Below are 24,909 nucleotides of genomic sequence, written 5' to 3' on the forward strand. Positions count from 1 at the left end.
GGTTCATCTTGCGGATAACCAAGGGGAAACGCCGATGACCAGCGACAGTGATTATCCGCGCACCGCGCGCGGCAGCAACCTGTTCGACAGCGACACCAACCTGATCCGGTTGCTGGAACGCCGCAGCCCCCATGTACTGGAAGCCCATGAAGGGCGGCTGTCGGAATTCGGCGCCTGGGCCGGCGGCCCCCTGGATGAACAGGCCGAATATACCGACCGCTTCGCCCCGCCCCGGCTGGATGCCTATGATAGTGACGGCAACCGGCGGGGCCGCATCATCCTGAACCCGGATTACCGTGCCTGCCATGCGGAGGCCTATCGCCGCGGGGCGGTGGGGCTGGCCTATCAGCCGGAAGGGCTGGGGCCGACGGGGGCGCCCTCCCATACCGCCTGTTTCACCATGGGCTATATGCTCTCCCAGGCCGATATCTCCATCCATTGCCCGGTCACCATGACAGGCGCCGTGGCCTATGTGCTGGACCAGCTGGCCCCGCCGGCCGTGCGCGGGCGGTACCTGCCGGAACTGGTGCGGATGGATGGCCAGGCCCTGTCCGGCGGCACATGGGCCACGGAGTTGCATGGTGGGTCGGATGTGGGGGCCAGCACCACGCGGGCCGACGCCCGTAACGATGGTTTTCGCCTGCATGGCATCAAATGGTTCACCAGCAATGCCGGTTCCGGCCTGGCGCTGGCCACGGCCCGTCCCGACGGGGCGGAGCCGGGCGGGCGCGGGCTGGGCTGCTATCTGGTGCCCAGCCATCTGGACGATGGCACGCCCAACCATTACCGCACCCGCCGCCTGAAGGAAAAGGCGGGCACGCGCGGGCTGGCCACGGCGGAACTGGATTTGGAAGGGGCCTTCGCCCTGGAGGTGGCGGCCCCGCCCGACGGGTTGAAGGTGATGATGGCCGCCCTGGAATATAGCCGCATCCATAACGCCGTCGGCTCCGCCGGGCTGCTGCGCCGCGCCTTTCTGGAATCCGCCGGCTGGGCCGGGCACCGCACCGCCTTTGGCCAGACGCTGCGCCATTACCCGATGGTGCAGGACCAGTTGCTGGATATGCAGATGGAGCTGGAGGCGGCCACCGTGCTGTCCTTCGAGTCGGTCTTCGCCTTCGATGCCCATCTGGCCGATCCCGATCAGGGGGATGACTGGCTGCGGCTGGTGACCGCACTGGCCAAATACCGCACGGCAGAACAGGCGGTGACGGCCTGCCGGCAGGCGGTGGAGATCGTCGGCGGCAATGGCTATACCGACGAAATGCCGACATCGCGTTTCTACCGCGATTGTCTGGTCGTGTCGGTCTGGGAAGGGCCGGCCAATATCCAGGCTTTGGAACTGCTGCGACTGGTGGCGGGCAAGCGGGCCGGCGACCAGATTTTCCTGGCCCGGATGGGCGCCATCCTGGCCGACCTGCCCAGCCCCAACCGCGAACCCGCCGCCGATGACGTGACCGCCATCCTGGAAGGGGCGCTGGAGGAATGCCGCGCGGCACTGGCCTTCCTGCGCCGCAATCCAGGCCAGGGGCCACGCCATGGCCGCCGCCTGCTGTCCCTGCTGGCCGACACGGCGGCGGCTTCCCTGTTATGTGAGGAGGCGGTGGCCGACCTGGCCTTGGGCGACCGGCGCAAATGGCTGGTCGCCTGCCGCTTCGTGCGCAAGGTGCTGGGCAAGGCCGACCCGATCAGTGCGGATATCGACCCCGCCAACGCGGAGTTCGACGCCGTTCTGGCCTATGATCCGGTGGATTGAAATGAGTTTTTCAGTCCAGCAATCTTCCAGGGGATGAATAGAAAAATATTATCGTGATTATTTTTACTTAATTAAAATAATACTGAATTTCATCCAGGAACATCCAGATGAAGATTTCTATCGCCAGCTTGGGTTCTCGTGGGGATGCCCAACCGATTGCAGCCGTTGCGTCTGCCCTTGCAGCACGCGGACATGAGGTCACATTCGTCACAACCCCCGCCTGTGCCGGTTTATTGCAGAACACCGGCGTCCGTGTTGGCGTGCTTGATGGTGACATACGGGCTGAACTGGCCTCTGCTGATGGGCTGCGTCTTATCGCTTCCGGCAAGAAGCCGGTGGCTGCCATCCGTGCAGCAAGGGCCATATGCGCACGAAACATCGACCGATGGTGGACAGGCATCAAGCAAGAGACAGAAGGATCGGATCTGTTCATTGGGGAGACCAGCAGCCTGGGCGCGATGCTGTCTCTCGCCGAGGCCAGCAATCGACCCTTTCTATGGGCTTGTATGCAGCCGCTTGTCCCGACAGGCACCTTTCCAAGCCCGTTGATCGCTCCCCCTCAACAGCCGTTGCCGTCCTGGGGCAACCGGCTTCATCACTTCATCATCAACCAGATGCTGTGGCATTCTACCCGGTCCTATGTGAATAGGGCCCGGCGCACCATTATCGGCCTCCCGCCTTGGCCGCTGTCCGGTCCCTTTGCCAAGGTTCAGCGCGAACGGCTGCCGACATTGCTGGCCTATAGTCAGCATATTGTGCCGCGGCCGGATGATTGGGGCGATCATGTTTCTGTGACAGGTTATTGGTTTCTTGAAAAACCGTCGGGATGGGCACCGCCCGAGGCACTGACCCAATTCCTCGCAGCGGGTGCGCCTCCGGTTTATGTCGGTTTTGGAAGCATGACGTTCCCCGACCCGCAATCAATCATGGCAATGATCCTCACGGCGCTGAAGTCGGTGGGTTGCCGGGCCATCATTGCCGCAGGCTGGGGTGGGCTGGTGCCGGATACCCCATCGAGAGATGTGTTTGTCATGGAGGAGGCACCCCATGATTGGTTATTTCAACATGTCGCGCTGGCGGTGCATCATGGCGGTGCGGGAACAACGGCATCGGCACTTCGTGCCGGCATCCCGTCGGTGATCGTGCCTTTCATGGCCGATCAGTTCTTTTGGGCGTCGCGCTTGACCGCCATTGGCGTTTCAGCCCCGGCATTGCCCTATGCAAGTCTGACGGTCGATGGATTGGCCCATGCCATTCGGGGGGCCCTCAGCGATAGTACCATGCGCCGTGCGGCGGCCCGGATCGGTACGCTGATCCGCAGTGAAAATGGGATTGCGACAGCGGTGAGAATTATCGAGTCGGTCGCGGTGCCGTCGAAGCCATTAAAGAGGTAAAGGCTTCCCCGCCCCGGTGACGGATAAGGGGGCTGCTCAAGGAATAGGAGGGGTGTCATCACTGACGGTTTGCAGACGTTTGATACCCGCATCAGACGGTGGCAGGTAAGGGGCTAACGGAGGGAGGAAACGGCATGGCTGTTTCCACATCCTTTTTCGTTGCCGTACCCCCTCCCCTTCGCCGAAACTTTCGTCCATATGTTGGCGGAACCATTCGCCGCTGACTGTTTTCTTTCGGAGCCGACCCATGCCATCCCGCCTCGAACAGCTCTGTGTCCAGAAGGGCCTGAAGATGACCGAACAGCGCCGCGTCATCAGCCGCGTCCTGTCCGACAGCCAGGACCACCCGGATGTGGAGCAGGTCTATCGGCGGGCTATTGAAATCGATCCGCACATCTCCATCGCTACCGTCTATCGCACCATGCGCCTGTTTGAAGAGGCGAACGTGATCGAACGGCTGGATTTCGGCGATGGCCGCGCCCGCTATGAAGAGGCACGCGACGAACATCACCACCATCTGATCGATGTGCAGAGCGGTGAAGTGGTGGAATTCTCCAATGAGGATCTGGAGATCATCAAGGAGAAGATCGCCGATGAGCTGGGCTACAAGCTGATCGGCCACCGGCTGGAACTGTACGGCGTGCGCAAGGATCGCCCGATCAGCCAGCCGCAGGCCGGTGGTCTGGCTGCTGCCAAGAAGATGTAAGCCATGCGCCGTTGCGGCACGGGGGGCAGTGACGGGGGTATGGCGGGGGATGGCGATTGCTGCCGCCCCGCCGTCACCCGCGCCTATCGGGAAATGCGTGCCAGCGGCGCGCCGGAGCCTTATTGCCTGGATGCCGCCATGGCCGTTTACCGCTGGTACCACCCGGAAAGCTCACCGCCTGATGCCGCCGGCATTGTCTCCTTCTGGATCGCCGACGGCCGCCGCCATTGATTTGATATAATGCCAGCGGCGCCAGCATCCGCTGGCTTGGCTACGCCGCATGAGCGGCGCGGCGGCAGTCGCCGCCGTATCAACGGTCATAATTCATGACCGTTGATATAATCAATAGCGGTTGATATCAGTTCTGCATTTCTGCTTTTTATAAAATAAAACCTTATTCGCCACTGTTCAGGCGGACGAAAAACAGCAAACAACGCCCGCCATTTTACCTATCAGCAGTTGCCGACGATGCGGCTGTTGCTGAGGTCAGCGAAGGCGGAATGGCTGGCCATTGCACGCGGCGCCGTGCGGGCAGCCGCCCGGGCCGCATCGTCCGCCGCCAGGGCGGCAAGGGCCAGAAACTCTGCCAAGTCCTTCATCTGGCTGCGCTTTGCATCCACCACCAGACTTTCCAGACAGCGCTTGATGGCGATCGCCACCTCTTGTTCGCGGTTGCTGCTGCTGTTTTCGGCGATCAGCATCTGGTTTGCATAAGTCATATGATTCCCCCAGCCGTCATCGGGCCTTGTTGATTGCCTCACTTCCATGACTTTACATAAAATCTATCTATTTTGATAGCTGTAAACGTATTAATATTTCGTTTTACCGATATTAACAATAGCACCTGTTTTAACGGCATGCAAACAAACCCTGGTTGAACTGGTTCAGGGGTGGCCTCTCGCCTTAGGATTTATTGGAAACCCTTGATAAGGGCAGTCTGTGCGCCAGACAAATATCCTGGTTTCTCCTGTATGCTGCCTGTGTATCTCCGCATTTCCCTTAACGTAAGACTCATACTATTTTATATTGTTGTGTCAGTCCTATGACGTTGACTGTCCCGACTCGGGGGTAGGGATCGCCATCGGAAAGGTCGCGTGGGGCGGCGAGGCCGGGAAACAGAGCGGACCCGCAAGCTGCCAGTTGCAGCTTGCGCAACAGGTGCCTATATCTGCTTTGCACCAGGGGCCGATCACGGACCCTTGGGGTTTGGCCGGTTGCGGCCATATATGGATACAGCAAAACCCATGGGGATCGCCCCTGCGGTGCCGGAAGATGATCGGGCCGCGGGCGTTCTGCCGGAAACGAGAGGTCGTCATGAGCAAGGTTATCGGGATCGATCTGGGCACCACCAATTCGTGCGTGGCCGTTATGGAAGGCACGCAGGCCAAGGTCATCGAGAATGCCGAAGGTGCGCGTACCACCCCGTCGATGGTCGCCTTCACGCAGGGCGGCGAACGTCTGGTCGGTCAGCCGGCCAAGCGCCAGGCCGTCACCAACCCCGACAATACGCTGTTCGCGATCAAGCGCCTGATCGGCCGTCGCTATGACGACCCGGTGACCAAGAAGGACGCCGCCCTCGTTCCCTATAAGATCGTCTCCGGCGGCAATGGCGACGCCTGGGTCGAATCCCATGGTGAGAAGTACAGCCCCAGCCAGGTCAGCGCCTTCATTCTGCAGAAGATGAAGGAAACCGCTGAGGCTTATCTGGGTGAAAAGGTCACCCAGGCCGTCATCACCGTGCCCGCCTATTTCAATGACAGCCAGCGTCAGGCCACCAAGGATGCCGGCCGCATCGCCGGCCTGGAAGTGCTGCGCATCATCAACGAGCCGACGGCCGCCGCCCTTGCCTATGGCATGGAAAAGAAGGGTGCCGGCACCATTGCCGTGTACGATCTGGGTGGTGGTACCTTCGACGTGTCGATCCTGGAAATCGGCGACGGCGTGTTCGAGGTGAAGTCCACCAACGGCGACACCTTCCTGGGTGGTGAGGATTTCGACGGCAAGATCATCGATTACCTGGCCGAGGAATTCCAGAAGGAGCAGGGCATCGACCTGCGCAAGGACCGTCTGGCCCTGCAGCGTCTGAAGGAAGCCGCTGAAAAGGCCAAGATTGAGCTGTCCAGCTCCATCCAGACGGAAGTGAACCTGCCCTTCATCACCGCCGATGCGTCTGGTCCGAAGCACCTGAACATCAAGCTGACCCGCGCCAAGCTGGAAGCCCTGGTGGAAGATCTGGTGCGCCGCACCGTCGGCCCCTGTCAGGCAGCGCTGAAGGATGCCGGTCTGAAGGCTTCCGAGGTTGACGAGGTGATCCTGGTCGGCGGCATGACCCGTATGCCGAAGATCATTGAGACCGTGAAGCAGATCTTCGGCAAGGAGCCGAACCGTGGCGTGAACCCCGACGAGGTGGTGGCCATCGGTGCGGCCATCCAGGGCGGCGTGCTGAAGGGCGACGTCAAGGACGTGCTGCTGCTGGACGTCACCCCGCTGTCGCTGGGGATTGAGACGCTGGGCGGCGTGTTCACCCGCCTGATCGATCGTAACACCACGATCCCGACCAAGAAGTCACAGGTCTTCTCCACGGCGGAAGACAACCAGTCGGCCGTGACCATCCGCGTGTTCCAGGGTGAACGCGAAATGGCCGCCGATAACAAGATGCTGGGCCAGTTCGACCTGATGGGCATTCCGTCCGCCCCGCGCGGCGTGCCGCAGATCGAAGTGACCTTCGACATCGACGCCAACGGTATCGTCAATGTGTCCGCCAAGGACAAGGCGACGAACAAGGAGCAGACCATCCGCATCCAGGCGTCCGGCGGCCTGTCGGATTCCGACATTGACAAGATGGTGAAGGATGCGGAGGCGCACGCCGCCGAAGACAAGAAGCGCAAGGAGCTGGTGGAAGCCCGCAACCATGCTGACGGTCTGATCCATTCCACTGAGCGCACCCTGTCGGAAAATGGCGACAAGATCGCCGCTGCCGACAAGAGCGCGGTGGAAGCCGCCATCGCTGACCTGAAGTCGGCGTTGGGTGGTGACGATGCCGCCGCCATCAAGGCCAAGACGGATGTCCTGGCCCAGGCTTCCATGAAGGTGGGTGAGGCGCTGTACAAGGCCGGCCAGGAAGGCCCCGCCGGTGCCGCCGGTGCCGGCCCGTCCGATGATGACGCGCCCGCCGGTGACAAGGTGGTCGATGCTGATTTCGAGGAAGTCAACGACGATCACCGCAAGAAGGGCTGATCCCCAGCCTTTCCCCTGATCAGGGGGCGGGACCGCCGGTTCCAGAAAGCGCGGGCCCGCCCGGAAATCTCCGGGCGGGCCTGTTGCATGAATGGACAGGGCATGTCAGATGTTGGAATGTTGCGGATCCGGCAGCAGCACACCATGGTGAGCAGCCGGACCGGTTGGGAAGGGGCTTGAGGCCGCCATGTCAAAGCGCGATTATTATGATGTTCTGGGCGTTCAGAAATCCGCCAGCGCGGATGACCTGAAAAAGGCCTATCGCAAGCTGGCCATGCAGTACCACCCGGACCGCAACCAGGGTGACAAGGCCGCCGAGCAGAAATTCAAGGAAGTCAGCGAAGCCTATGACTGCCTGAAGGACGAGCAGAAGCGCGCCGCCTATGACCGGTTCGGCCACGCCGCCTTTGAAGGCGGTGGTGGCGGGCGCCCTGGTGCCGGGCCGGGCGGTTTTGATTTCGGCGGCGGTTTCGCCGACATCTTTGACGAGATGTTCGGCGAATTCATGGGCCGTGGTCGTGGCGGCGCCCCGGGCCAGAGCAATAACCGCGGCAACGACCTGCGCTATAATCTGGAAATCAGCCTGGAGGATGCCTTCAAGGGCAATACCACCCAGGTGCGCGTGCCCACCAGCGTGATGTGCGACCCGTGCGGCGGGTCCGGGGCGGAGGCGGGCAGTAGCCCCACCACCTGCACCACCTGTAACGGGGCCGGCAAGGTGCGGGCCCAGCAGGGCTTCTTCACCATCGAACGCGCCTGCCCCACCTGTGGCGGCGCTGGGCGCGTCATCAAGGATCCGTGCCGCCATTGTGGTGGCCAGGGCCGCGTGCGCAAGGAAAAGACCCTGCAGGTCAATATCCCGGCGGGCGTGGAGGATGGCACCCGCATCCGTCTGGCGGGTGAGGGGGAAGCGGGCCTGCGCGGCGGCAGCCCCGGTGACCTGTATATTTTCCTTTCCCTGGCACCGCATCGCTTCTTCCAGCGTGACGGGGCCAACCTGCATTGCCGGGTGCCGATCCCGATGACGGTGGCGGCCCTGGGCGGCAATGTGGAAGTCCCGACGATCGACGGCAACCGCGCCAAGATCAGCGTGCCCGCCGGCACCCAGACCGGCCACCAGTTCCGCCTGAAGGGCAAGGGCATGAGCGTGCTGCGCAGCCCGGCGCGTGGCGACATGTATATCCAGGTGGTGGTGGAAACCCCGGTGAACCTGACCAAGCGCCAGCAGGAACTGCTGAAGGAGTTCGATAAGGAGGCGGAGGCCGGCCATAACCCCGAATCGGAAGGCTTCTTCGCCAAGGTCAAGGAACTCTGGGCCGATCTGAAAGACTGATCGGCCGGTGTTTCCCAGCAAAAAGCCCGGACGGTGCTGCCACCGTCCGGGCTTTTTGTTTATACCAATCTCCCTTGATCGTGACCGATCAAGGGAGATTTTGCATTCCCTCAGTCGCCGGGCGCTGCCTCCGGCAGCTTGGCTTGACAGCGGGCACGTGCCCGCGGGCCGGCAGTCGCCGGCCTCCATTCCGCTAAGGGTCAAACCCTCGGCGGATTGGTATTATCTGCGGCAAGGCAGTCGCCCCTCACTCAAACCGGTGCGGCACGAAGCGGGAGCTGTTGTGGGTGATGACGTTGGTGTCTTCGCGGATGCCGATGCCCCGGCATTCATCGCCCACCATCCAGGAACCGATCACCGCGTAATGGTCCCGCATCACACCCTTGGCGTCCGGCCCCTTGGCCGAGGCCACCGGTGACCAAGCCTGATAGACATAGCCTTCATTGCCATAAGGCCCGGCGGTTTCCAGTTCCGGCCGACCGGCCAGGGAACCGCCCGGCCCCAGGGTGGCGACGGAGATATTGGCGCCTTCACGGCCCAGCAGCGGCTTGGCCACCACGCGGGTGCCGGGGGCAAAGGCGCGGCGGTCGAAATGCGCTTCCACCAGATAGGGGTGATAGGGGTACATTTCCCACAGGATGGCCAGCAGCCCCTTGTTGGAGAGCAGCATCTTCCAGGCCGGCTCCACCGCGCGGATCTTGTCGCGCGCCACCAGATCCAGCAGGTTGCCGCCGAAATCATCCGTCACCAGCCATTCCCAGGGCGTCAGCTTGAACAGGCTGGTGATTTCCTGGTCTTCCAGATCGGTGAAGAAAGACCGGCTGGACCGGTCCCAGGGGCTGGTCTCCGTCGTCCAGCCGATATCCGACAGAGCGATGGATTTGGTGGCCAGCCCGGCTTCGGTCGCCGTATCCTGGATGTAGCGCAGCGTGCCCTCATCCTCCGTATGCGGCATGGCGCAGGTCAGGTGCAGGGCCAGGAACTGTTCATGGGCCCCGCGCCGCCCGTCATCGGCGGCCAGCCGGCGGTCGGCGCGCAGCAAGCCGCGCCAGGCATCTACCAGCCCTTCATGGATGGAATTGAACTGGTCGCCTTCCGGGAAGACATCTTCCAGCCAGGCCCATTGCGCCACCGCCGCCTCATACAGGCCCGTCGGCGTATCGGCGTTATATTCCAGCAGCTTGGGCATCCCATCGCCATGGCCGGCCCCGCCAAAGGCCAGATCGAACCGGCCATAGAGGGAGAATTCCCGCCCTTCCTGCCGCCGTGCCCAGGATGCCTCGATGGCGGGTACGGCACTGGCGGGGATGTTCAGCAGCGGATAGAGCTTTTCCTTGATGATGCGCTGGGCGGCGGAGATGCACATCTTGTGCAGTTCCACGCTGGCCTCATCCAGCAGATCAACCTCTGCCTCGCTCAGCAGCCAATAAGCACTTTCATCCCAATAGATGCCGGTGGGGTCTTCCGGGCTGGGGATGGTGTGGAAATCAAAGCCCAGCGCTTCCATCTTGGCGCGCCAATCGGGGCGGGGACGGATCGACATACGCTGCATGATGGGTCACATCCTGGAGAAAGGGTACGGCGGTCAGCCGCCGCCGCTGAAACCTGAACCGCTGAAGCTGGAGGAGGATTTGCCGAAGCCGCCGCGCGTGGTGCTGCGCGACGGCGTGCCCACCTGACCGGATTTGCTGACATTGGTGGAAACGGTGGTTGGCACCGACGACCGGCTGAAGCTTTCGCGGGAGCCGCCGGACCAGCGGCCGATATCGGCATTGCCGCTGCGCATATAGCCGTCGCGGTCCACATAGACCGGCCGGGGATAATAATATCCCCGGCTGCCCCCGCCGATATAGCCGTAACTGGATTGCGGCTGTAAGGCGCGGGCCAGCATGAAGCCCATCAGCGCCGGCACGAAGACGTTGGAGACACTGCCATCGGGCTGGGCGACCACCGTAGCCTGACAGGCGCCTGCCCCCATCTGCGCCTCGCACGTGCTCATGTCATTGAAGCGGGGGGCATTCTGCTGGTGCAACTGACGCGATTGTTCAAACGCCGCGTTGCATTCCTCCGCGCTGAATTCCACCTCACAGGCCTGGACGGAGGGGAAAATCTTCGCCTCGGTCTTCTGGGCATCGTCATCGCCGCAGGCCGCCAGCATCACCGCCGCCGCGCTACCCACCAGCAAGGTGGAGATATAGGCGGACCGGCGACGCTTGCGCGGCGGCGGTTGGGGGGCGGGGTGCTGGCTGTCGGTCATCGCGGTGACTTCTTTCTTGGGCGGTATCGGAGACGGGCTCAGCCCTGTTTGCCGGGCCAGGGCAATGCGGCAGGATCGGCCGGGGCAGCCAGGGCCGCCGGCTTGCCGGACAGGCGGGCCAAACGTTCCTGAACAGAGGCACCACCGGCACCGCTGCTGTTGCCCACCGCCTTCAATGCGGCTTCGATATTGGCGTCGCCCATATTTTCGCTGGTCCGGCTGGACAGGTCGGTCAGGGCCTGGGCCTTCATGCGGGCAGCTTCGGCATTGGTGCGGGCCTGCTGGGCCCGGCGCTGCATGGCATCCACCGCCACGGTCAGCTTGGAGCCCTCACCCTCGCCGCGCAGACCGGCCACCTGGGCGGCACGGTTGGCGCGTTCCTTCTCCCGCTCTTCCTGGATCTTGGCACGTTCCATGTCGCGTTCGGCCTTGGTCAGGGCGGATTTGGCCTCCGTCAGCATCTTGGCCTTCTCACGGTAGGCCTGTTCGGCCTCCGCCACCAGCGCCTCGGCCTCATCGGCCTCCCGTTCCTCGATCAGCACTTCGCTTTCCAGCGTTTCCAACTGGGTCAAAAGATTGGCCAGGCTGGATTCCAGGCTGGCGCGCTTCACCTCATCGGTGGTGCCGGCCAACAGGCTGTTGAGATGTTCGGCGGCGGCCAGACGGCGGTTATAATTCTCCCGCGCTTCCAAGGCTTCCTTGCGTTCGCGCTGCAGCTCCACCCGCAGATTGGCCAGCAGCTTGCCGGCCTTGTCCAGGTCGGTTTCCATCACCCGCAACTGGGCGGTGGAGGCACTCTTGGGGTCCAGTTCGACCAGTGCATCCACGATCTGCCGGCCAACCTTCTCACCCTTGACGCCCAACAGCGTGCGGAAGAACTGCATCATTGCTGACAACTCCTGAATGAAGACGCGAATGCGGTATCGGATGGAGCAGATGTGGGAAGCCGCCAATCCGCGCAAAAGGGGTAAACCACACCAAGGTTAGTGAAAAATACCGTTGGCGGGATCACACCGAGAGCGCCCCGGCATTGAGAATGCCCATGGCGATGGAAAAGGTGGCCAGCGTGATGCCATAGCCCAGCCGGTCTTCTTCGATCCCCTGGCGGAAACCGGGCAGCTTCAGGCAGACGATACCAAACACCGCCAGCTGACAGACAAGGGCCACCGCGCCCCACATCAACAGATCCAGCACCGCATAGGTACCCGATGCGATGGAGAACAGGGCGATGGCCATGCCGATGACCGTGCCGCCCAGGCTGACCGCGGCGGCGGTATTGCCCTGGCGGATCAAGGCGATCTCCCGATAGGGGGTGATCAGCATATAGAGGGTCACCGCCACCGCCAGCAGCGCCACGGAGGTGCCGAGGAAGGTGAAATAGAGGGGAAGGGTTTGCAGCATCGTCCCTGTCGCTCCGTCAGGATGCCGGCCCTGGCGGCGCGGCGCATTTTGGAGCGCAGGGTAACCATTCTCAGGATCGGTTGCAAAGGTGACGAAGGGCAGACCCTGAAAGTAGGGTCAATTCCGTCGGTCCGCCAGCGCCGTCATGGCCGTCATCACGCCGCGCCAATCCGCCACCAGCCGCCGCAACTGATCCTTCACCACCAGCAGGATGGTCAGATCGCGTGGGCGGTCGAGGCGGGGATAGGTGCCAAAGGCGCCGGGGCTGGAAATGATGGGGCAGGAACCATCTTCCGCCACCGTTTCGCACCACAGGCCCACGCCGTAACCGGCCAGCGACTCCGCCGCCTTGGGCAGGCTGAGCCGCTTGGCACCAGCCGACAGGTTGCGCTCCATGGCGGCGAAGACGCTTTCCGGCAGGATACGGCGCCCCGCCGGGCTCAACCCCTTGGCCATGATCAGGCACAGGATGCGTTCATAATCATCCGGCGTAGCGATCAGCCCGCCGCCGATCCCCCATTTGTCGCCCCAGCGGCAGGCTTGTGACAGGCCCAGCGGATCGGCGATATGGCGGCGGAACAGGCTGTTCCAATCCGCCCCGCCGGCCTGTTCCACCAGAAAGCCCGCCACCTGCATGGACAGGCCGCCATAGGCGAACACCGTGCCCGGCGTGCCGGACAGTTCCAGGCCGGGCACGGCGCGGGCGGCATCGGCCGGCGTGGCATAGCGCCGGTCCAGCCGCCAGGGGCCGGGCGTGGGCAGGCCAGAGGTATGGCTCATCAATTGGGCGAGCGTGATGGCGGCAGCATGGGTGCCGTTCGGGGCAATGCCGGCCTCCCCCAGCGTCAGGTCCAGCCGCAGCCGGCCTTCCGCCACGAAGGACATGACCAGCAGCCCGGCCACCCACTTGCTGGCCGATGCCACCGGCACCGGGGTGGCCGGGCCGATATTGCCGAAATAACCGCGATAGAGCGTCTGCCCATGGTGCAGCGCCACGGCCGCCACCCCGCCCAGCCCATGGCGTTGAATCGCCGCCTCGATCAGGACGGTGATATCCTGCAGGTCCACCGGCGGGGGCGCTGCGGCAGCCCGTAGGGGACGGGGCCGCCCGGCCGTCAGCAGAACGCCAAGCGCCGCCGCCTGCGCCAGCAGCCGGCGACGATCCAGCAGGCTGGATGCGATGGCTGCCTGTTCCATGAATATTTCCCCCGCATCAGAACAAAACCGCTGGCCCTGATACGGGGGGAAAGTGGATTCCCTTTACAGAATGAACTTCGACAGGTCGGTATTCTGCGCCAGCCCGTCCAGCTGTTGACGCACATAGGCGGCATCAATGGTGATGGTCTGGCCGCCCTTTTCGGTGGCGGAGAAGCTGATCTCCTCCAGCAGCCGTTCCAGCACCGTATGCAGCCGGCGGGCCCCGATATTTTCCACCGTGCGGTTGATCTCCGCCGCCAGCCGGGCCAGCTCGTCAATCGCCTCATCGGCGAAGACGAGATCCACCTCCTCGGTCTTCATCAGCGCCACATATTGCTTGATCAGGCTGGCTTCCGGTTCCGTCAGGATGCGGCGGAAATCGGCCTGGGTCAGCGGGGTCAGGTTGACGCGGATGGGCAGGCGGCCCTGCAATTCCGGCAGCAGGTCGCTGGGCTTGGCGATGTGGAAGGCGCCGGACGCGATGAACAGGATATGGTCGGTCTTCACCGGCCCATGCTTGGTGGCCACCGTCGTGCCCTCGATCAGCGGCAGCAGGTCGCGCTGCACGCCTTCGCGGGAGACATCGCCGCCACGCGCCTCGCTGCGGGCGCAGATCTTGTCCACCTCGTCCAGGAAGACGATGCCGTTCTGTTCCACCGCATGGATGGCGTCGGCCGTCACCTTCTCATTATCCAGCAGCTTGTCGCTCTCCTCCGCCATCAGCAGATCGTAGCTTTCCGCCACGCTCATCTTGCGGGTCTTGGTGCGACCGCCAAAGGCCTTGCCGAAAATATCGCCCAGATTGACCATGCCCATCTGGGCGCCCGGCATTCCCGGCACCTCAAAGCTGGGCATCCCCGGCACGGCATTATCGGCCACCTGAATCTCGATTTCCTTGTCGTTCAGGCTGCCCTCGCGCAGCATCTTGCGGAACTTGGCGCGGGTATCGGCGGACGCACCATTGCCGACCAGCGCATCCAGCACACGCTCTTCCGCCGCCAGTTCGGCCTTGGCCGCCACTTCCTTGCGCAGGCGGCTGCGCGACAGGCCGATGGCAACCTCCACCAGATCGCGGACGATCTGTTCCACATCGCGGCCGACATAACCGACCTCGGTGAATTTGGTGGCCTCGATCTTCAGGAAGGGCGCATTGGCCAGCTTGGCCAGACGGCGGGCGATTTCGGTCTTGCCGACGCCGGTGGGGCCGATCATCAGGATGTTCTTGGGCAGAACCTCATCCTTCAGACCGGCATCCAGCTGCTGGCGGCGCCAGCGGTTGCGCAGCGCGATGGCCACCGCGCGCTTGGCCTCATTCTGGCCAACGATATAGCGATCCAGCTCGGAGACGATCTCACGCGGGGAGAAGGCGGTTGTCGTGGTCATGTCACATCTTCTCCAGCGTGACGGAATGGTTGGTATAGACGCAGATATCGCCGGCCACCTTCATGGCGCGCCTTGCGATGGCTTCCGCGTCCAGCCCGTCAATATCGATCAGCGCACGGGCGGCGGCCAGCGCATAGGAACCGCCGGAACCGATGCCGATAATGCCATCCTCCGGCTCCAGCACATCGCCATTGCCGGTGATGATCAGGGAGACATCCTTGTCCGCCACGGCCATCAAGGCTTCCAGCCGGCGCAGGTAACGGTCGGTGCGCCAATCCTTGGCCATTTCCACCGCCGCCCGGGTCAACTGGCCGGGATGCTGTTCCAGCTTGGCTTCCAGCCGTTCGAACAGGGCAAAGGCATCGGCGGTGGCACCGGCGAAGCCGGCCATCACCGAGCCGCCGGCCAGACGGCGCACCTTGCGGGCGTTGGATTTCATCACGGTCTGGCCCATGGAAACCTGGCCATCGCCGGCAATCACCACCGTACCGCCCTTGCGGACGGAAAGAATGGTGGTGCCGTGCCACTGGATCGGATCATGGGAGGAAGATTGGCTCATCGCTTGGGTGCTGCCTGCCTGAACGAAAACGGTCCCTGCTATGTGGGCAGCGGGCGCGCCGCGTCAAGAAGGCAGAAACGCAAACCGGCGGTTGCAGGCAGCAACCGCCGGTCATTAACCCCTATCCAGGGCGGCTGCTTACAGGCGCTGCTGATCGCCGGTGCTGGCGAAAACGCTGTGCAGGAACCAGGCAATCAGGGTCATCAGCAACAGAAAGCCACCCCAGCGACGGTTGACGCTCATCACGCCCAGGGCCGTGGCAATGGCGCCGCCATAGATGAAAAACGACTTCTTCATGGTCAAACACTTTCCCGAACAGGGGCGGCCCGGCCGCGCGCATTCATGGCACGCGAGGGTCAAGGCCGGTGATGGTCGCCCGATAGCGCAGGCACCCGGCCGGCGGGTGCCGATGAAGCAGGTTCAGCGGGAAAATGCCCAGGGCGGGCCGGTCGGCTGGCGCGGGCCGGTGCGGATGGAACGGCCCACCCAGCACAGGCCCAGACCCAGCAACAGCAACCCGGCGAAGGCCGGGGGTGGCAGGGCCGGTGCGGCGGGGGACAAAACGGGACCACCCGCAGCACCTGCGGGAGCCGGGGCCGACTGGTCCGCCACCGTGGCGACAACCAGCACCGCATGGGAAATTGGGCTGCGGCCAGCACTGCTGTTGGCGTTGGCGCTGGTGCCCGCCCGTTCAGCCTCCGCCCCCGGCAGGCCAGCCAGCCCCAAGCCGCCGGCCAGGGCCAGCAGCAACAGCAGCAGCGCCGCCTTTGCCCGTTCCGGCCCATGGCGCAGCAACCGCGCCAGATGCGCGGAAGGCCGGTCAGTGGCGGGCAGGGTGGGTGGGGTCAACGCGGTGGGCCTTGAGAAAGGAATAGATGGGGAATGCGAACTGAAACCAGAACACTCGCCCATAGATAATCATGGGCCTAGCCCCGCGCAAGGGCAATGCCGTTCTGCAGCGCCACCGCCATCTTGTCGGCCTTGGCGCGGAAGGCGGCGGCGGCATCGGGTACAAACAGCCGGTCGGCCACCATGCCGAACAGCACCAGCCAACGGGCGAAATGGGCCGGCCCCAACCCCTCGATCATGGCATGGGCCTGCATCGGCCTGCCATCATAGCGGGCGGTGGCCAGCATCACCGAGGACCAGAAATCATGTACCTTGCGCAGATGCAGAGCCCAGGCGGCCTCATCCTCCCCCACCATGCGCAGAAAGATCGGCCCCAGCACAGGGTCGCGCCGCGCCTCCTCGTAAAATTCCACGATCAGGGCGGCGATGCTTTCATCATCGATGGTGTCATAGGGCATGGGGTGGGGCCGGCAGCAAAGGGAAAGGGATCACCCCGCTGTATACCATCCGCACCGGGCAGTGCGGATGAAAAACCCCCAGGCCCCCTTCGATCAAGGGGGTGCTTGGCAGCTGCCCTGATGGCGCCCATATACCGACGGCATGGCTTGGCTGCTGGACCTTGGCCTGATTCCATGACCATGATCTTGAGATGAGGATAAGCCCTATCCTCCACCGACGGGGAGTTATCATCGCGCCGTGCGCATCCATCGGCTGCTGATCCTGCTGCTGAGCCTGTCTGTCCTGCTGCTGGTCCCCACCAACAGCGGGGAGGCGACGGCTGCGCCCGTGATCCAGCAGATGGTGACCGCCGCCACCGCCTTTGATCCGGCGGCCCCCCCCGTTCAGGATGATGACGCCCTGCCGCTGGCGGCCCTGTCCGCTGCGGAGGCACCGGCCCCCACCCCCTTCAGCGATGATGCCGGCAATGATGGCCTGCCGGCGGAACCGGGCCTGAACTGCCCGCTGCGCCGCCGCATCATCGCGCTGACCATTGGCGGCGCCCCGCCGCCCAGCGCCAGCGACCTGACCACCCCCTGGCCCACCGGCCCCCCGACCGTTTAACCCGGTCTCTCGTACCGCTCCTTGGCGGATGCGTGCGCCCCGGCATACCCGAAATCCATCCATGTCAATCTGATGCTGCAATCAAGTTCAGCAACGGATTTATTTTGTTTTACTTTAAGTATAGATGGTATTTTTTCTTTAAAAAATTCCGTTTTTACTGTTGACTGCTCTTAAAAATCAGCGCATTCATTTTTGTGTCCTGTCATTATTTTGCAGGATCCAACTGCCAAGACTTAACGCCCGCCCTGGTTTCCAGGCGCGGGCTTTTTTTGTCTGAAGCCATCAATCGGCGTGGTGCGGTCGTGGCCGAGGGGGCGGTGTCACCACCGCCCCCTTTGGCTTTTGTTACTTGGCGGCAAAGGCGGCCTTCAGTGCGGCCGCGCCCTGGGCAATGGCGGCCTTGGCGGCGGGTGTATTAGCCAGCCCGTTCAGCATCACGAAATCATGGATGGTGCCGTTGTAACGGGTGCTCATCACCGAGACGCCGGCCTGGGTCAGCTTGCGGCCATACGCTTCGCCTTCTTCCCGCAGCAGATCATTTTCCGCCACCAGGATGGTGGCCGGGGGCAGGCCGCGCAGCTGTTCCACATCCGCTTTCAGGGGGAAGGCGATGGGGCTGTTGCGCGTGTCGGCCGGGAAGGTGGCATCCAGGAAGTAATGCATGGCCTTTTCCGTCAACCACGGGCCTTCACCGAAGGCCTGGTAGGAGGCATTGGCCGACACATCATCGGTCACCGGATAGAACAGCAGCTGATGGCTGATCTTCGGGCCCTTGCGTTCCTTGGCCAGCAGGGTGATGGAAGCGGCCATGTTGCCGCCGGCACTGTCGCCCGCCACGGCCAGCCGGCTGCCATCCAGCCCCAGGGACTTGCCGTGCTGCGCCACATATTCCACGGCGGCATAGGCCTGTTCATTGATGGCGGGGAACTTGAATTCCGGTGCCCGGTCGTAATCGACAAAGACGACGGCGGCCTGGGCCGCGGCGGCCAGTTCGCGGATCAGATGGTCATGGGTGTTGCGGTCGCCCATCACCCAGCCGCCGCCATGGAAATACATCACCACCGGCAGGTCACCCTTGGCCCCGGCGGGCCGCACGATGCGCACATTCACCTTGCCGGTGGGGCCGGCCGGGAAGCTGGTATCCTGCACCTGGGTGGCGGCACTGGCCAGCTTCTGCGCCTGGGCGCCGGCCAGCACATTGCGGGCTTCTTCATAAGACAGGCTGTAGATCGGCTTGCCGCCCGATGCCGCGACGGCATCCACGAAGGCCTGGGTGCCGGCCTCCAGCACCGGGGCGGCGGCTGCCGCCGGCAGGGTGCTGCCCAACAAAGCGGTGGCAGAAAGGGCAATGGCGGCGACGGTGGAACGGAGCGTGTTCATGTGAAATCTCCCTTTGTCTCTGCGGCGCGGTTTGCGTCGGCTGATGGGAGATTGATAGCGCAAAATTAGATCGCGCACTATTCATTATATCGGCGCCGAGCCATGTGATAATAAGATAACGATTATATCGTGCGCTATTTATTATGGCGAGTTTCACATCGCGCCCCTGGCCGCTCACTCTCCGGGGCCGGGCCCCAGCGGTTCGCGGCCGCGCGTGGCCTGGGGCAGCAGCTCCACAATGGTCAGGCCCAGCCGGCCATCCACCACCACCAGTTCGCCGCGCGCCACCATGCGGTCATTGACGAAGACATCGACCGGATCGCCCACCACGCGTTCCAGATCCACCACATCGCCCGGCCCCATGCGCAACAGCTGGCTGATGCGCAACCGCCGGCGGCCAAGCCGTACCGACACCTGCACCGGCACCGACATGACGGAGGAACGGTCGATATCGTCGCCGGACAACAGGTCATTCATGCAGGCAGCTCCGGCACAGGGCAGGGGGCACCGCCCGGTGGGCGGCAGGGCTGGAACTATAGCGGCAATGGCCCCATCGGGCCAAGCCCGGAACGGAAAAGGCCCGGCCCGCACCCTGCGAAAGGTCAACTTCTGAGGCAGGTGTCGCCCAGCCAATCGGCGAAGGCGGACAGGGCCGGGCTGGCCGGGCGGGATTTCAGCCAGGTCAGCCAGTAGCGCCCATTCACCGTGCTGGTGGCGAAGGGCTGCACCAGCCGCCCAGCCTCCATTTCCCGCGCAAACATCATCACCGGGGCCAGGGCGACGCCATGGCCCTGCAAGGCCGCCTCCACCATCAGCCAGGAACTGTCAAAGACGGGGCCGCGCACCGCTGGGCAATCACAGCCAGCGGCGGCGAACCAGTGCGGCCATTCATCGGCGCGGTAGGATCGCAACAGCACTTCGCCGGCCAGATCGGCCGGCTGGCGCAGGCGGGCGGCGATGGCCGGCGGGCAAAGCGGGCTCATCGGCGCTTCAAACAGGCTCAGCGCCTCCATCCCGTGCCAGGCGCCATCGCCGAAGCGGATGGCGGCATCCAGCCCCTCGGCAGCGACATCGACCCGGTTATTATTGGTCATGATGCGCAGATCGATGAAGGGGTGACGTTCGCGAAAATCGGCCAGCCTGGGCAGCAGCCAGCCGACGGCAAAGGTACCCACCACGCCCACCGACAGCACCTCCGTCACCCGCCCCACCTCAAACCGATGCAGCAGGCGGCCGATACGGTCGAAACTGTCGCGCACGCCGGGCAGCAGAGCGATGCCTTCATCCGTCAGCACCAGCCCGCGCGGCAGGCGGCGGAACAGCTTCGCCCCCAGCCGCGCCTCCAGACCCTTCACCTGATGGCTGACGGCGGCCTGGGTGACGCAGAGTTCAATGGCGGCCTTGGTGAAGGAAAGATGCCGGGCCGATGCCTCAAACGCGCGCAGCGCGTTCAACGGCAGATGGGGGCGGGTCATGTGGATATGCCCTAATTTTTCTAATGGCATTGCCGATTTTACACAGTTTGTCGTAAGGCCGCCAGATGCCTACCCTGTTGCCAGCCAATCAACGGGGATGTGCATGATGGAACGGCGTAATCTATTGACACATATTGGTTTGTTGGGTGCGGCCAGTCTGGCGGCGCCGCTGGTTTACCGCATGGCCCAGGCCGGCACGGGCAGTGCCGCCGGCTTTACCGGCATGAGGAAGGATATAGAGGCGCTGGAGCGGGCCAGGGGTGGCCGGCTGGGTGTGGCGGTGCTGGATACCGCCAGCGGCCGCGCCATGGATTGGCGCGGGGATGAACGGTTTGCCATGTGCAGCACCTTCAAATTCCTGCTGGCCGGCCATGTGCTGGCCCTGGTGGATGCGGGTAAGGAACGGCTGGACCGTACCCTGCCCGTGCCGCCCAAGGAAAAGCTGCTGGATTGGTCGCCGGCCACAACGCCCCATGCCGGCGGCAGGCTGGATATTGTCGCCCTCTGCCATGGCATCATCACGCAGAGCGACAATACGGGCGCCAATATGCTGCTGGATGCCACGGGCGGGCCGGAGGCGCTGACCGCCTGGCTGCGTCAGTTGGGCGATACGACAACCCGCTGTGACCGTCCCGAACCGGCGGCCAATCTGGTGCCAGCAGGGGAGGTGCGGGATACCACCACGCCGGTTTCCATGTTGGGCCTGATGCGCACCCTGTTGCTGGGCAATGCCTTGTCGGCCCCGTCGCGCACGCAACTGACCGACTGGCTGATCGCCAACACCACCGGCGACACCCGCCTGCGCGCCGGATTGCCGGCGGGCTGGAAGGTGGGGGACAAGACGGGTTCCTGGGACGATGCCACCAACGACATCGCCATCGTCTGGCCCACCGGCGCCACCGCCCCGCTGCTAATCACCAGCTATTACCGCCAGCCCGACCTGGACAGCAAAGGCCGCAATGCGGTGCTGGCCGAACTGGGGCGGATCGTGGCACGTGGGGTGTGAGTACAGAGGCTGGGAAGCGCCCAGCCTCATTTTCTTTACCTGCAAAAAAAATTGTGTAAAGTATATCTTCACAGGTGTTACGACAGAGTATCCAATATGGGTATATTTAAATTTGCATTTTTATTTATTATTACGTTATTGATAGAAAATGCCACCCATGCGCGAGAATCTATTGGTTACAATGGAATTCTTCAATGTGAATATGCTATATATAATTTTACGGAGACAGGGGAGGCATTCTGGTCCTATAAATACAATCCTAAAGCTGAAAATCAAGAAAATGCAATTCATATTATTGACGATAAATCAAATGAAATATCAAGTTATAACTATGATGGAACTATCACTCTTCCCTTCACGCCAAGTAATTTTGCAATACAAACTGATAGTGAATGGAAAGAAAATAGCATATTGAGATACAACAAAGATGGAAAAACCATAGAAATAATACGCAATGATGATTTGGAGCGTTATGGTAAAAATAGCGCGATCACCATAAATGGAGTTAATGAATCAAAATACTACTCTCAAATATCTTTAAAAAATATTATGTTAATTTATGAAATTTCAGTCAAAAACAATGATCGGTTTTTAATCAAAAAATACAATAAAAAACACCCAAGAATTCGCATTCGTAAGGGAAATTATTTTAGCACAGAGTACAAAAATAATGCCTTAAAGTTCTCGGTCTTCGTAGGGGGTTCTACAAAATGGACACGTACAGTTCCAACCATAAGCCTTGATAAGATTAGCTTTTTCAAGCCGAATGGAGAACCTGCCGGGTTGGTCATACGGGAATATCCCCCCGAAGGTGGGGTCCGGCTGATCCATTATGATCTGAAGGCGGATAAACGAAGTCTGATCTGGTCCCTGCCCCACGGCGATGTAGAGGAAATGATCCTCTCACCCGACCAGAGCCGGGTGATCGGCTTCATTCATGGTTATGGGGTGCCGCAAATCACCCTGCTGCAGGGGAATAATGCGGCTGTGCAACAGGCCTTGCGAGATTGGGCAGAGGGGCATGAGCTGGCAGCGTTGAGCTTGGTGGCCGTGGGGCCGGCGGGGCGCCGGCTTTTGTTGAATGCCACCAGTGTGGAAGGACGCAGCGCCTATCTGCTGGTGGAGACGGCCACCGGAACGGTTCGGCCCTTGCCGATCCATTGTGACGATGGCGTTCAGGTTCGCACGGAATTTTTGGCGGCGCCCAGCGGCGCTGGCTTCGATCTTCCCTATTATCGCTTTACCACCCAGGTACCGGCCATCCCGGATGGTCCCGCCCCACCCGTTCTGGTCTATATCCATGGGGGACCGAACAGCCAGATGTCTCCCCGCTGGCCGATCGCGCTTTCGCTGGCACAGCGGGGCTGGGAGGTCATTGCCCCTGAATATCGCGGGGCGGCCGGCTATGGCGGCCCGCTGCTCCATGCTGGCCGGGGAAATCTGGGGCCGATCCTGGCGCAGGATGTGGAAGCCGTGTTGGAACAGCTTCACCTCGCCGGGCGGCGGGTGGTTCTGTTGGGGGAAAGCCTGGGGGGCCGTATCGCCCTGGAGATGATCAATCGGCATCCGGAGCGCTATGCAGGGGTCTTTCTCCTCAGCGCCGTTGTGGATGTAGAGGGGGCTTTCAGCCGTCAGCAACGCCTGGGCGGTCTTCAGACACCGTGGAGCGAAGGGCCCTGGATGCAGAAGGGAAGCCTCTGGCAGCCGGCAACCAATATCCCCTTTGCCGGGCCCATATTCATCCATCACGGTGGCGAAGATCAAAAGGCCCCCATCGCACAGATCAGAAAAGCCAAAAAGGCCATGCAGGCGGCTGGCTGGGATGTCTGCCTGCATGTTGCCCACCAAAGCGGGCATGGCATCTCGACGCTGGAGGGGTATCGGAACCTGGAAAAACTATTTGCGCGTTTTGAAACGCGGCTGAATCATCGGGAAATAAGCGACAATTGTGGCCGTCCGCTCGACATGGTCGACCAGAATCCGGACTGGCTTTCCCTGCTTTCTTCCTTCAGCCAGATGCCGGGGGTTCACCCACCCCCGGCCTGATGTCACTTGGGGGCCGGGGCTTTTGCCCGCCCCCTTATCCCGCCCGCACCCGGGCCAGGAAGCCTTCCACCTGACGGGACAGGGCATCGGCCTCCTGCACCAGTTCGTCGGCGGCACCCTGCACATCGCCGGCCATGCTGCCGGCCTCTGCGGCGGCCCGCGTCACCTGGCCGATGGTGGCGCTGACATTCTGGGTGCCGGTGGCGGCATGGGCCACGGAACTGGCAATTTCCTGCGTGGCGGCCCCCTGCTGTTCCACCGCACTGGAAATGGTGGCAACGATGCCGCTGATCCGGTCGATGGTGCCGCCCACGCCGCGGATGGCATCGGCGGCATTGCCGGCCACCGCCTGCATGGCGTTGATCTGGCTGCTGATCTCCTCTGTCGCCTTGGCGGTCTGGTTGGCCAGGGCCTTCACCTCGCTGGCGACCACAGCAAAGCCCTTGCCGGCTTCCCCCGCCCGTGCCGCCTCAATGGTGGCGTTCAGGGCCAACAGATTGGTCTGGCTGGCAATGTCGCTGATCAGGCGCACGATCTCCCCGATGCGGTGGGCGGCATCCACCAGCCCGGTGACGGTCTGGTTGGATCTTTCCGCCTCCGCCACGGCATCGCTGGCGATGGCGGCGCTTTCCGCCACCCGGCGGCTGATTTCGCGGATGGAGGCGGAAAGCTGTTCGGCAGCGGCGGCCACCGTGTTCACATTTTCAGCCGCCTGCTCGGCCGCACCGGCCACAGCCTCTGACTGGCGGTTTACCTCATTGGCCACGCCGCCCAGCCCCTGCGCCGTGCCGCGCATCCGGTCGGCCGCCCCGCCGACATTGGCCACCACGGCCTGCACCCCTTCCTGGAATTCATCGGCCAAGGCCCCCAGGGCGCGGCGCTTCTCCCGCTCCGCCCGTTCTTCCAGGGCCGCCTGTTCGCTGCGCAGCCGTTCCGCATCGCGCATGGAGCGCTGGAAGACGGACAGGGCGCGGGCGGTGGCGCCAATTTCATCCCGCCGGCTTTCGCCAGATACTTTCACATCCAGATCGCCATCGGCCAGCTTGGTCATGGTGGCGATGATCCGGTGCAGCGGCCGGGTGATGCCGGCCATACCCAGGGCAATGCCCAGCACCAGCACAATGGCGGTACCCGTCAGCCCCACCGTCAGGGTCACCCGCAGGGCCTTGTCAAAGACGGTTTCCGCCTCTGCCCGGTCGGCATCCATCGCCTTCTGCACATCGTCGGTGGTGACCAGCAGCCGGTCCAGCAGGTCGGTCAGCTTGATGTCGAACCGGTCCACCAGCACAGAGGCCGCCTGGCTGCCCTTGCCGGCCAGGGCCAGCTTGCGCGCCTGTTCGACAATTTCCATCATGCGGGAAACGTCCTCACGCGCATGGTCCAGGTCGGCCTTACGCTCCGGCAGCAGCTTTTCCACATTGTTCAGGTGGCTGTTCAACTGATCGCGCTTCAGGGCGATTTCATCCTGCATACTGTCCAGGATGAACGTATCCGTCTCCGCCGCGATCATATAGCCCAGTCGACCGATATCGGTGGCGGATTCACTGGCGCGCAGGATAGCCTTGCTGGATTCCGACCGGTCCAGCATTTCCTGATAATGGCCGCCGATATGGCGCATCTGTGACAGGGCGTAGAGTGAGGTACCGATGGTCAGGGCGCCCATCAGGACCAGCGGCAGCACCAGTTTCCAGACAATGGGCAGATTCTTCAGGGCGTTCATGGCGTCTCCCGGCACGGATGGCGCCCCCCCTTTGCGGGGGTGGCGCGCTTTATCCGCTCATACTGCGTGATATCGGCCCCATCGCCAAGGCTTCAAGTTACTTATATTTGAAGCATTTGCGTTTGCTAAAATGGTGATACAGGTTTGGCAC

Annotated in this window: 24 protein-coding genes; 9 read left to right on the forward strand and 15 right to left on the reverse strand. The window is 62.7% G+C overall.

Features of this window, described 5'->3' with window-relative positions:
* The first annotated feature begins 34 nt into the window (after positions 1-34).
* The 4 genes from PCJ49_RS13410 to PCJ49_RS13425 all read left to right on the forward strand — a co-directional run bounded on the left by PCJ49_RS13410 (position 35) and on the right by PCJ49_RS13425 (position 4,084).
* On the forward strand, positions 35-1,753 hold the full coding sequence (locus tag PCJ49_RS13410; RefSeq protein WP_269911344.1) for an acyl-CoA dehydrogenase family protein: 1,719 nt from the start codon (positions 35-37) through the stop codon (positions 1,751-1,753).
* Between the two features lie 107 nt (positions 1,754-1,860).
* Positions 1,861-3,147, forward strand: a complete 1,287-nt coding sequence (locus PCJ49_RS13415; RefSeq protein WP_269911345.1) for a glycosyltransferase — start codon at positions 1,861-1,863, stop codon at positions 3,145-3,147.
* A gap of 247 nt (positions 3,148-3,394) precedes the next feature.
* Positions 3,395-3,853, forward strand: coding sequence for a Fur family transcriptional regulator (locus tag PCJ49_RS13420; RefSeq protein WP_089290566.1), 459 nt, complete (start codon positions 3,395-3,397; stop codon positions 3,851-3,853).
* A gap of 3 nt (positions 3,854-3,856) precedes the next feature.
* Positions 3,857-4,084 (forward strand): hypothetical protein, encoded by a 228-nt coding sequence (locus PCJ49_RS13425; protein ID WP_247878446.1) that lies wholly within the window; start codon positions 3,857-3,859, stop codon positions 4,082-4,084.
* Positions 4,085-4,305: 221 nt separating this feature from the next.
* On the opposite strand, the gene PCJ49_RS13430 is transcribed toward PCJ49_RS13425, so the two are convergent.
* Positions 4,306-4,572 (reverse strand): hypothetical protein, encoded by a 267-nt coding sequence (locus tag PCJ49_RS13430; protein WP_269911346.1) that lies wholly within the window; start codon positions 4,570-4,572, stop codon positions 4,306-4,308.
* A gap of 595 nt (positions 4,573-5,167) precedes the next feature.
* Between PCJ49_RS13430 and dnaK the strand changes: the two genes are divergently transcribed.
* Complete coding sequence (dnaK, locus tag PCJ49_RS13435) at positions 5,168-7,090, forward strand: molecular chaperone DnaK (RefSeq protein WP_269911347.1); 1,923 nt, start codon at positions 5,168-5,170, stop codon at positions 7,088-7,090.
* A gap of 187 nt (positions 7,091-7,277) precedes the next feature.
* Positions 7,278-8,423, forward strand: a complete 1,146-nt coding sequence (dnaJ, locus tag PCJ49_RS13440; protein WP_089290569.1) for a molecular chaperone DnaJ — start codon at positions 7,278-7,280, stop codon at positions 8,421-8,423.
* A gap of 247 nt (positions 8,424-8,670) precedes the next feature.
* Here dnaJ and PCJ49_RS13445 read toward each other — a convergent pair whose 3' ends face one another.
* From PCJ49_RS13445 to PCJ49_RS13490, 10 genes are all read right to left on the reverse strand, one after another.
* Positions 8,671-9,975 (reverse strand): glutathionylspermidine synthase family protein, encoded by a 1,305-nt coding sequence (locus PCJ49_RS13445; RefSeq protein ID WP_269911348.1) that lies wholly within the window; start codon positions 9,973-9,975, stop codon positions 8,671-8,673.
* Between the two features lie 33 nt (positions 9,976-10,008).
* Positions 10,009-10,680 (reverse strand): DUF1190 domain-containing protein, encoded by a 672-nt coding sequence (locus PCJ49_RS13450; protein ID WP_269911349.1) that lies wholly within the window; start codon positions 10,678-10,680, stop codon positions 10,009-10,011.
* A gap of 38 nt (positions 10,681-10,718) precedes the next feature.
* A complete protein-coding gene (locus tag PCJ49_RS13455) occupies positions 10,719-11,567 on the reverse strand; it encodes a hypothetical protein (protein WP_269911350.1) in 849 nt (282 codons plus the stop codon).
* Between the two features lie 121 nt (positions 11,568-11,688).
* The gene (locus PCJ49_RS13460; protein ID WP_269911351.1) at positions 11,689-12,081 is read right to left on the reverse strand and encodes a DUF350 domain-containing protein; all 393 of its coding nucleotides are present in this window, start codon (positions 12,079-12,081) and stop codon (positions 11,689-11,691) included.
* Positions 12,082-12,198: 117 nt separating this feature from the next.
* Positions 12,199-13,278, reverse strand: a complete 1,080-nt coding sequence (locus PCJ49_RS13465) for a serine hydrolase domain-containing protein (RefSeq protein WP_269911352.1) — start codon at positions 13,276-13,278, stop codon at positions 12,199-12,201.
* Between the two features lie 63 nt (positions 13,279-13,341).
* On the reverse strand, positions 13,342-14,661 hold the full coding sequence (gene hslU / locus PCJ49_RS13470; RefSeq protein WP_269911353.1) for an ATP-dependent protease ATPase subunit HslU: 1,320 nt from the start codon (positions 14,659-14,661) through the stop codon (positions 13,342-13,344).
* A gap of 1 nt (position 14,662) precedes the next feature.
* A complete protein-coding gene (hslV, locus tag PCJ49_RS13475) occupies positions 14,663-15,220 on the reverse strand; it encodes an ATP-dependent protease subunit HslV (RefSeq protein WP_269911354.1) in 558 nt (185 codons plus the stop codon).
* Between the two features lie 138 nt (positions 15,221-15,358).
* Positions 15,359-15,517 carry a hypothetical protein gene (locus tag PCJ49_RS13480; RefSeq protein ID WP_153202703.1) on the reverse strand — a complete coding sequence of 53 codons (159 nt, stop codon included), beginning with the start codon at positions 15,515-15,517 and terminating at the stop codon, positions 15,359-15,361.
* A gap of 123 nt (positions 15,518-15,640) precedes the next feature.
* The gene (locus tag PCJ49_RS13485; RefSeq protein ID WP_269911355.1) at positions 15,641-16,069 is read right to left on the reverse strand and encodes a hypothetical protein; all 429 of its coding nucleotides are present in this window, start codon (positions 16,067-16,069) and stop codon (positions 15,641-15,643) included.
* 77 nt (positions 16,070-16,146) lie between these two features.
* Entirely contained in the window at positions 16,147-16,527 is a 381-nt protein-coding gene (locus tag PCJ49_RS13490) for a group III truncated hemoglobin (RefSeq protein WP_269911356.1), read from the reverse strand.
* A 238-nt stretch (positions 16,528-16,765) separates the two neighbouring features.
* Between PCJ49_RS13490 and PCJ49_RS13495 the strand changes: the two genes are divergently transcribed.
* Positions 16,766-17,131, forward strand: coding sequence for a hypothetical protein (locus tag PCJ49_RS13495; RefSeq protein ID WP_269911357.1), 366 nt, complete (start codon positions 16,766-16,768; stop codon positions 17,129-17,131).
* Positions 17,132-17,476: 345 nt separating this feature from the next.
* Here PCJ49_RS13495 and PCJ49_RS13500 read toward each other — a convergent pair whose 3' ends face one another.
* From PCJ49_RS13500 to PCJ49_RS13510, 3 genes are all read right to left on the reverse strand, one after another.
* Complete coding sequence (locus tag PCJ49_RS13500; RefSeq protein ID WP_269911358.1) at positions 17,477-18,511, reverse strand: alpha/beta hydrolase fold domain-containing protein; 1,035 nt, start codon at positions 18,509-18,511, stop codon at positions 17,477-17,479.
* A 174-nt stretch (positions 18,512-18,685) separates the two neighbouring features.
* Complete coding sequence (fliN, locus tag PCJ49_RS13505) at positions 18,686-18,988, reverse strand: flagellar motor switch protein FliN (protein ID WP_153202677.1); 303 nt, start codon at positions 18,986-18,988, stop codon at positions 18,686-18,688.
* Between the two features lie 125 nt (positions 18,989-19,113).
* Entirely contained in the window at positions 19,114-19,986 is an 873-nt protein-coding gene (locus PCJ49_RS13510; protein ID WP_269911359.1) for a LysR family transcriptional regulator, read from the reverse strand.
* Between the two features lie 103 nt (positions 19,987-20,089).
* Between PCJ49_RS13510 and bla the strand changes: the two genes are divergently transcribed.
* Positions 20,090-20,992: a class A beta-lactamase gene (bla, locus tag PCJ49_RS13515; RefSeq protein ID WP_269911360.1), complete on the forward strand. Its 903-nt coding sequence runs from the start codon at positions 20,090-20,092 to the stop codon at positions 20,990-20,992.
* 96 nt (positions 20,993-21,088) lie between these two features.
* The gene (locus tag PCJ49_RS13520; protein ID WP_269911361.1) at positions 21,089-23,038 is read left to right on the forward strand and encodes an alpha/beta fold hydrolase; all 1,950 of its coding nucleotides are present in this window, start codon (positions 21,089-21,091) and stop codon (positions 23,036-23,038) included.
* 34 nt (positions 23,039-23,072) lie between these two features.
* Here PCJ49_RS13520 and PCJ49_RS13525 read toward each other — a convergent pair whose 3' ends face one another.
* Positions 23,073-24,758, reverse strand: coding sequence for a methyl-accepting chemotaxis protein (locus tag PCJ49_RS13525; RefSeq protein ID WP_269911362.1), 1,686 nt, complete (start codon positions 24,756-24,758; stop codon positions 23,073-23,075).
* Between the last annotated feature and the right edge of the window lie 151 nt (positions 24,759-24,909).

Origin of the sequence: Niveispirillum sp. BGYR6, from assembly GCF_027568365.1 — a bacterium.
GTDB lineage: Bacteria > Pseudomonadota > Alphaproteobacteria > Azospirillales > Azospirillaceae > Niveispirillum.

Coding starts and splice junctions, on each gene's coding strand:
- PCJ49_RS13410 (WP_269911344.1), top strand. CDS start 35: ATGACCAGCGACAGTGATTATCCGCGCACCGCGCGCGGCAGCAACCTG.
- PCJ49_RS13415 (WP_269911345.1), top strand. CDS start 1,861: ATGAAGATTTCTATCGCCAGCTTGGGTTCTCGTGGGGATGCCCAACCG.
- PCJ49_RS13420 (WP_089290566.1), top strand. CDS start 3,395: ATGCCATCCCGCCTCGAACAGCTCTGTGTCCAGAAGGGCCTGAAGATG.
- PCJ49_RS13425 (WP_247878446.1), top strand. CDS start 3,857: ATGCGCCGTTGCGGCACGGGGGGCAGTGACGGGGGTATGGCGGGGGAT.
- PCJ49_RS13430 (WP_269911346.1), bottom strand. CDS start 4,572: ATGACTTATGCAAACCAGATGCTGATCGCCGAAAACAGCAGCAGCAAC.
- dnaK (WP_269911347.1), top strand. CDS start 5,168: ATGAGCAAGGTTATCGGGATCGATCTGGGCACCACCAATTCGTGCGTG.
- dnaJ (WP_089290569.1), top strand. CDS start 7,278: ATGTCAAAGCGCGATTATTATGATGTTCTGGGCGTTCAGAAATCCGCC.
- PCJ49_RS13445 (WP_269911348.1), bottom strand. CDS start 9,975: ATGCAGCGTATGTCGATCCGTCCCCGCCCCGATTGGCGCGCCAAGATG.
- PCJ49_RS13450 (WP_269911349.1), bottom strand. CDS start 10,680: ATGACCGACAGCCAGCACCCCGCCCCCCAACCGCCGCCGCGCAAGCGT.
- PCJ49_RS13455 (WP_269911350.1), bottom strand. CDS start 11,567: ATGATGCAGTTCTTCCGCACGCTGTTGGGCGTCAAGGGTGAGAAGGTT.
- PCJ49_RS13460 (WP_269911351.1), bottom strand. CDS start 12,081: ATGCTGCAAACCCTTCCCCTCTATTTCACCTTCCTCGGCACCTCCGTG.
- PCJ49_RS13465 (WP_269911352.1), bottom strand. CDS start 13,278: ATGGAACAGGCAGCCATCGCATCCAGCCTGCTGGATCGTCGCCGGCTG.
- hslU (WP_269911353.1), bottom strand. CDS start 14,661: ATGACCACGACAACCGCCTTCTCCCCGCGTGAGATCGTCTCCGAGCTG.
- hslV (WP_269911354.1), bottom strand. CDS start 15,220: ATGAGCCAATCTTCCTCCCATGATCCGATCCAGTGGCACGGCACCACC.
- PCJ49_RS13480 (WP_153202703.1), bottom strand. CDS start 15,517: ATGAAGAAGTCGTTTTTCATCTATGGCGGCGCCATTGCCACGGCCCTG.
- PCJ49_RS13490 (WP_269911356.1), bottom strand. CDS start 16,527: ATGCCCTATGACACCATCGATGATGAAAGCATCGCCGCCCTGATCGTG.
- PCJ49_RS13500 (WP_269911358.1), bottom strand. CDS start 18,511: ATGAACACGCTCCGTTCCACCGTCGCCGCCATTGCCCTTTCTGCCACC.
- fliN (WP_153202677.1), bottom strand. CDS start 18,988: ATGAATGACCTGTTGTCCGGCGACGATATCGACCGTTCCTCCGTCATG.
- PCJ49_RS13510 (WP_269911359.1), bottom strand. CDS start 19,986: ATGACCCGCCCCCATCTGCCGTTGAACGCGCTGCGCGCGTTTGAGGCA.
- bla (WP_269911360.1), top strand. CDS start 20,090: ATGATGGAACGGCGTAATCTATTGACACATATTGGTTTGTTGGGTGCG.
- PCJ49_RS13520 (WP_269911361.1), top strand. CDS start 21,089: ATGGGTATATTTAAATTTGCATTTTTATTTATTATTACGTTATTGATA.
- PCJ49_RS13525 (WP_269911362.1), bottom strand. CDS start 24,758: ATGAACGCCCTGAAGAATCTGCCCATTGTCTGGAAACTGGTGCTGCCG.